Below are 5,774 nucleotides of genomic sequence, written 5' to 3'. Positions count from 1 at the left end.
ATGACGCCGCTGGCCGCAACAGCGAACGAGACCGAGTACACCGTCGGCGACATCCCGAGCACCACCTGACCGACGAACGGCGATGCCGACACGTACGCCATGATCGCCCCGAACGTGAGCGCGTAGGCACCCGCGTAGAGGGGAAAGGCCCGGTCGGCGAGCAGCGCGCGAAAAGCACCGAGCGTCTGCGACATCCCGGCGGTGTGGCGATGCTCGACGGGAAGGGATTCCGGAACAAGAGCCAGCGACACGACCAGCATTACCACCGCAACGATCGCAAGCGCAGCCATCACTCCGCGCCAGCCAACGAACTCGCTGAGCAGACCGCCGATCGGCGGTGCGACCAGCGGCGCAACCCCGACGACCACCACGATGAGGCTCAGTGCGCGCACCGCCGTGTCCTTGGGGCTGAGATCGACAGCCACGGCGCGCCCGAGGACCATGCCTGCCGACCCCGCGAATCCCTGCACGAAACGCAGGATGACGAACACCGCGATCGTCGGGGCGAACACCAGCGCGATGCTCGACAGAGCGAAGACAACCCCGCCCACGATGAGGACCGGCCGACGCCCAACGCGATCGGACCAGGGTCCGAGCACGAGCTGCCCGACCGCAACGCCCACGAGGAAGGAGGTCAGCGTGAGCTGCACGGCGGCGGCATCAACGCCGAGGTCGCCCGCGATGTCGGTGAAGGACGCGAGATACATGTCGGTCGCGAACGGACCGACAGCGGAGACGAAGCCGAGAGCTGCGATCAGCCCCGGCGACAGCCTCCGCGGGGGACTCACTCGCCTCGAGAGATGGTGACCATCTCGTCGCGAGGCACCACCTTGATGCGGGCACGCCCCTGGGGTTCGCCGAGGCCGATCTCGTGCTGATCGAGGCGATGCCAACCTTCAAGGTCCGTCCACCGCACGCCTCGCTCGGCAAGGAGCGCGGGGATAGCGGCTTCCGACGGGTCTTCGGGCTGCCACCACGAACCCTGATCGTTGATGAGGTGACGGACGGTCTCCATCGCGTCCGACTTGGTGTGACCGATCAGGCCGACCGGGCCGCGCTTGATCCATCCGGTCGCGTACAGTCCCGGCGCCCGCTCATTGGAGTCGGCGCGAAGAACCTGCCCCTCGTGGTTGGGAATGACACCGTGCCGCTCATCGAAGGGCACCTCGGGAAGAGGTGACCCGAAGTAGCCGACGGCGCGGTAGATGGCTTGGATGGGAACCTCGCGGAACTCACCGGTTCCGGCGACACCGCCCTGCCCGTCGGGACGCGTGCGCTCGTAGACGAAGCCCGACACATGACCCGTCTCGTCCACCTTCACCTCGACGGGTCGCGCCCAGAAGTGCAGGTGAAGGCGACGGGACGCCGTCCCCCCGGCGTTGTTCACGCCCGGGCGAGTCCGCCACTCCTGCAGAACGCGGTCGATGACCTTGACCTGCTTGTTGCTCTCGATCGCGGTACGGGATGCCTCGTCGTAGTCGAAGTCCTCGTCGTAGACGACCATGTCGACATCCCGCAGCTCGCCGAGCTCGCGCAACTCGAGAGGGGTGAACTTGACCTGCGCGGGGCCGCGACGGCCGAAGACGTGAACGTCGGTCACCGGCGAGGCCTTGAGACCCTCGTAGACGTTCGCCGGAATCTCGGTGGGAAGCAGATCATCGGCGTGCTTGGCGAGGATCCGGGTGATGTCGAGGGCGACGTTGCCGTTGCCGACGACAGCGACCGACTGCGCGGTGAGCGGCCAGGTGCGAGGCACGTCGGGATGCCCGTCGAACCAGCTCACGAAGTCGGCAGCGCCATACGACCCTTCGGCGTCGATCCCCGGGATGTCGAGGGTCGCATCCCGAACGGCACCGGTAGCGAAGATGACGGCGTTGTAGTGGCGCTTCAGATCGTCGAGCGTGATGTCGCGACCGAACTCGACGTTGCCGAAGATGCGGATGTCGCCCCTGTCGAGCACTTCGCGCAGGGCCGTGATGACGCCCTTGATGCGCGGGTGATCGGGAGCCACGCCATACCGAACGAGGCCGTACGGGGCAGGCAGCTGCTCGAACAGGTCGATCGACACGTCGAACGCGCGCTCCGCCTTCAGCAGGATGTCAGCAGCGTAGATGCCCGCCGGGCCTGCGCCGACGATGGCCAACCTCAGAGTGGTCATGTGTTCCTTTCGGGACGCGAGAGCACGGTGAATCGGCGCGAGAGCGCCGGGACGGCCTCAGCTCGAGCGGTCGGCGACGGCCTGCGCAAACCTCGTGAGGGCTTCGCGGACCGGGCCGTCAGGGATGGGATCGAGTGCCGCGATCGCATCGCGCGACCAAGCATTGGCCAGTTCCACCGTCTCGCGCGTTGATCTGTCGGTGCGCAGCATCGCGAGGGGCTCGTCCAGCAGCGCGGGGTCCTCACCGTCGGCGATCCGGGCGACACCCTCGTCGATCCTGTCGCGAAGAGCGCGGGCCTCGGGGTCGTCGCGGCGCGCGAGAAGCAGATACGGCATCGTCGGCACACCGGCACGCAGGTCGGTTCCGGGCACCTTGCCGGTCTCATCGGGATCAGCCGAGAGGTCGATGACGTCATCCAGAAGCTGGAAGGCAACGCCGGCTGCCTCACCGAAGGTGCGCACCGGCTCTTCGTACTCGCCGGGGGCGTTGCTGAAGATGATGCCCGACTGCGCGGCTGCTGCTATCAGCGATCCGGTCTTGTCTGCCAGCACCTGCAGGTAGAACCCGACGCGGTCATCGGCATCCGTCGGCCCGACGGTCTCATGCATCTGACCGAGCACGAGTCGCTCGAACGTGTTCGCCTGCAGCCGGATGGCCCCCTCCCCGAGGCGCGCCATGATCTGGCTCGCACGGGCGAACAGGAGGTCGCCGGTGAGGATGGCGATGTTATTGCCCCACACCGAGTGAGCACTCGGCACGCCCCGACGCTTGTCTGCGTCATCCATGACGTCATCGTGATAGAGCGAACCGAGGTGGGTGAGTTCGAGCGCCGTGGCGGCCTCGACGACGTCCTCTGTGACGCCGTCGCCGAGGTGTGCGGTCAGCAGAGCGAGCATCGGACGCACGCGCTTGCCGCCGGCATCGAACAGGTACCGACTTGTCGCGTCGGCGAGGGCATCCGAAACGTGAAGCTCACGCTCGAGGTTCGCATCGACCCGATCCAGCCCTGCTTCGACACCGTCGATGAGACGGCGCGCACGAGGGCCCGCGAAGATCCGTTCCGCGAGACCCAGCTGGCTCGCGATTCGGGAACTTGACGCAGAGGGGGTCACGGGACAAGCCTACCGGGGCTCGGAGCCACCATCCCCGACGGGCTTACGAGCGCGGTGCAGCGCGACGACACCGAACGTCAGGTTGCGCCACGCCACATCGGTCCATCCCGCGGCCCGGATGCGGCCTGCCAGCGACGGTTGGTCAGACCACGCCCGGATGGATTCATTGAGGTAGTCGTAGGCGTCGCCGTTGGAACTGACCAGCCGCGCGATCGGAGGGAGGATGCGGTCGTTGTAGAACCGATACAGAGCGGAGATCGCGGGAGAGGTCGGGTGTGAGAACTCGCAGATCATGAGGCGCCCGCCCGGCTTGGTGACCCGCAGCATCTCGCGCAGGCCCGCGTCGGCATCCTGGACGTTCCGAAGTCCGAACGAGATCGTGACAGCGTCGAACTCTTCGTCTTCGAACGGCAGGTTGGTGGCATCGGCCTCGACGAAGCTGACGCCAGGCACCCCCGCATGGCGACGGCGCCCCTCGGCGATCATGCCGGGCGAGAAGTCAGCGGCGACGACCTCGGCGCCCGTCCGCGCGATCGCAACGCTCGAGGTGCCGGTCCCTGCCGCGAGGTCGAGGATGCGCTGACCCGGACGCGGCGACAGCGCGCGCGTCGTCGCGATGCGCCACAGACGGTCGTTGCCGACGCTCAGGATCGTGTTCGTGCGGTCGTAGCCTGCCGCGACCTCATCGAACATCCCGCTGACGCGGGCCGGGTCTTTCTGAAGATCTGCGCGATGGGACTGGGTCACGCGTCGAGTCTAGGACGCCCCTTGAGGGGGAAGCCCCAGGGCGGCGAGGCGCTCGAGCCAGGCATCCGCCGTCGCGTCATTGAAGGGAGCTTCCGCCGCGCGCACCCGCCGCTCGAGGTCGACCGCGAGCGCCTCGAGCCGCTCGACCACGTGAGGCGGGTAGCCGTAGTGGACGCGGTGCTCGTCCCACTCATCGCGATCGTCGATCCAGATCCCACGCTCGTCGATGGCCCGCACGACATCCAGATCCATGTCGATACCTTCCGGGGCGCCGGGAGCGGTCTGTGACCAGCCGATGTCCCAGCCGAGGTCGATGTAGATGCGGGTGCGCGACGGCGCCGCGTTGACCGTCATCGCGTACTCACCGATCGGCGGCATGAGGGTCACGTTCGGCCCGGCGGTCACGACATCCCGCCCGGGACGGATGCTGCGCCAGCCCGCCGGCTGCCCGAACCACTCCCCCCAGCTGTCGTGGCCGAGATAGACGCAGTCGTGCACCCAATGGACGCCGCCGTCCCACTTGCGCCACCGAAACTGGGTCACCGTGCCAGGCGCCGGGCGCCCGCGTCGATCCGCATCCACGCCGGAAGTCTAGGCTGGTGAGGTGACCCGCACTCCCCGTCTCCCACCGCTGGTGGTCGAGACCAGGGAGATCGAGCCGGTCGCCGATCTGCTGTCATTGACTGATCCGCGTAACCCACTGGTGTGGCTGCGGCGCGGCAACGGCATCGTCGGTTCGGGCCGGCCGGTAGTGCAGATCGGCGGGGCAGGTTCCGCGCCGCTGTCCCGGCCGGTCGCCGAGATCTGGCGCGAGATCGCGGCGGACGCGCGCGTCGATGACCCGCTGCAGTTGCCCGGCACCGGATTGGTCGGGTTCGGAGCGCTCGGGTTCGACCCGGCCTCACTGGCGCCGTCGTTCCTGGTCGTTCCGCAGACGATCACGGGGATCCACGGCGGTCGAGCGTGGGTGACGACGATCCGTCACGAAGACGAGCTCCCGCCCGACCGACCCCAACCCCGTGCGTATGGCCCGCACTGGTCCGCAACGCTCGGACCCGGCGCGCTCGACCCTGACGGCTACCAGCAGGCGGTGCGCTCGGGGATCGAGGCGATCACGGCGGGCGAGGTCGAGAAGGTCGTCTTGGCTCGCGACCTCGTCGGCACGATCCCGGCCGACGCGGATCTGCGTCGGCTCGTGCGCGCACTGGCCACGAACTACCCCGATACATGGACCTTCGCCGTCGACGGCCTCATCGGCGCGAGCCCCGAAACCTTGATCACCGTCGACCGGGGCGCCGTGACGGCGCGCGTGCTCGCCGGCACCACGGCGCGCGGCGCGGATGCCGCCGAGGATGCCGCGGCTGCGCACGCGCTGGAGGCCAGCCGCAAAGACCTCGACGAGCACCGGTTCGCGGTCACGAGCGTCGTGGAGGCGCTGGCACCCCTCACCCGCGATCTCGTCGCTCCCGACGAACCACATCTGCTCGAGCTGCCGAACCTGTGGCACCTGGCCACCGACGTCTCGGGTCTACTGTCGAACGGAGCCTCCGCGCTCGACCTCGCGCGCGTGCTGCATCCGACAGCCGCTGTCGCCGGCACCCCGACGGATGCAGCCCTCGCCGTCATCCGTCGCCTCGAACCGTTCGACCGCGGACGGTATGCAGGACCGGTGGGCTGGATCGACGCCCGCGGCGACGGCGAGTGGGCGATCGCCCTGCGCTGCGCACAGATCGGTGTGCAGCCGCAGCACGATGCC

The 5,774-nt window shown here is 68.4% G+C and carries 6 protein-coding genes; 1 reads left to right on the top strand and 5 read right to left on the bottom strand.

The window, feature by feature from the left end; all coding sequences use genetic code 11:
* The 5 genes from Q1V87_RS13120 to Q1V87_RS13100 form a co-directional block, all read right to left on the bottom strand.
* Window positions 1–788: Bcr/CflA family efflux MFS transporter (locus Q1V87_RS13120; protein ID WP_300593690.1), on the bottom strand; the 788-nt coding region annotated here is incomplete at its 3' end.
* Window positions 785–2,158 carry an FAD-dependent oxidoreductase gene (locus tag Q1V87_RS13115; RefSeq protein WP_292710698.1) on the bottom strand — a complete coding sequence of 458 codons (1,374 nt, stop codon included), beginning with the start codon at window positions 2,156–2,158 and terminating at the stop codon, window positions 785–787. The genes Q1V87_RS13120 and Q1V87_RS13115, both read right to left, overlap by 4 nt.
* Before the next feature lie 57 nt (window positions 2,159–2,215).
* Entirely contained in the window at window positions 2,216–3,271 is a 1,056-nt protein-coding gene (locus Q1V87_RS13110; RefSeq protein WP_300593685.1) for a polyprenyl synthetase family protein, read from the bottom strand.
* A gap of 9 nt (window positions 3,272–3,280) precedes the next feature.
* Window positions 3,281–4,018 carry a demethylmenaquinone methyltransferase gene (locus tag Q1V87_RS13105; RefSeq protein ID WP_300593682.1) on the bottom strand — a complete coding sequence of 246 codons (738 nt, stop codon included), beginning with the start codon at window positions 4,016–4,018 and terminating at the stop codon, window positions 3,281–3,283.
* A 9-nt stretch (window positions 4,019–4,027) separates the two neighbouring features.
* Complete coding sequence (locus tag Q1V87_RS13100; RefSeq protein ID WP_300593679.1) at window positions 4,028–4,600, bottom strand: DUF402 domain-containing protein; 573 nt, start codon at window positions 4,598–4,600, stop codon at window positions 4,028–4,030.
* A 22-nt stretch (window positions 4,601–4,622) separates the two neighbouring features.
* On the opposite strand from Q1V87_RS13100, the gene Q1V87_RS13095 reads away from it, so the two are divergent.
* Window positions 4,623–5,774: isochorismate synthase MenF (locus Q1V87_RS13095; protein WP_300593676.1), on the top strand; the 1,152-nt coding region annotated here is incomplete at its 3' end.

The sequence above is a fragment of the Microbacterium sp. genome (genome assembly GCF_030149085.1).
Classification (GTDB): Bacteria; Actinomycetota; Actinomycetes; order Actinomycetales; family Microbacteriaceae; genus Microbacterium.
The sequence above is the reverse complement of the archived record's forward strand: the minus strand, read 5'-3'. Positions and strand labels throughout refer to the sequence as shown.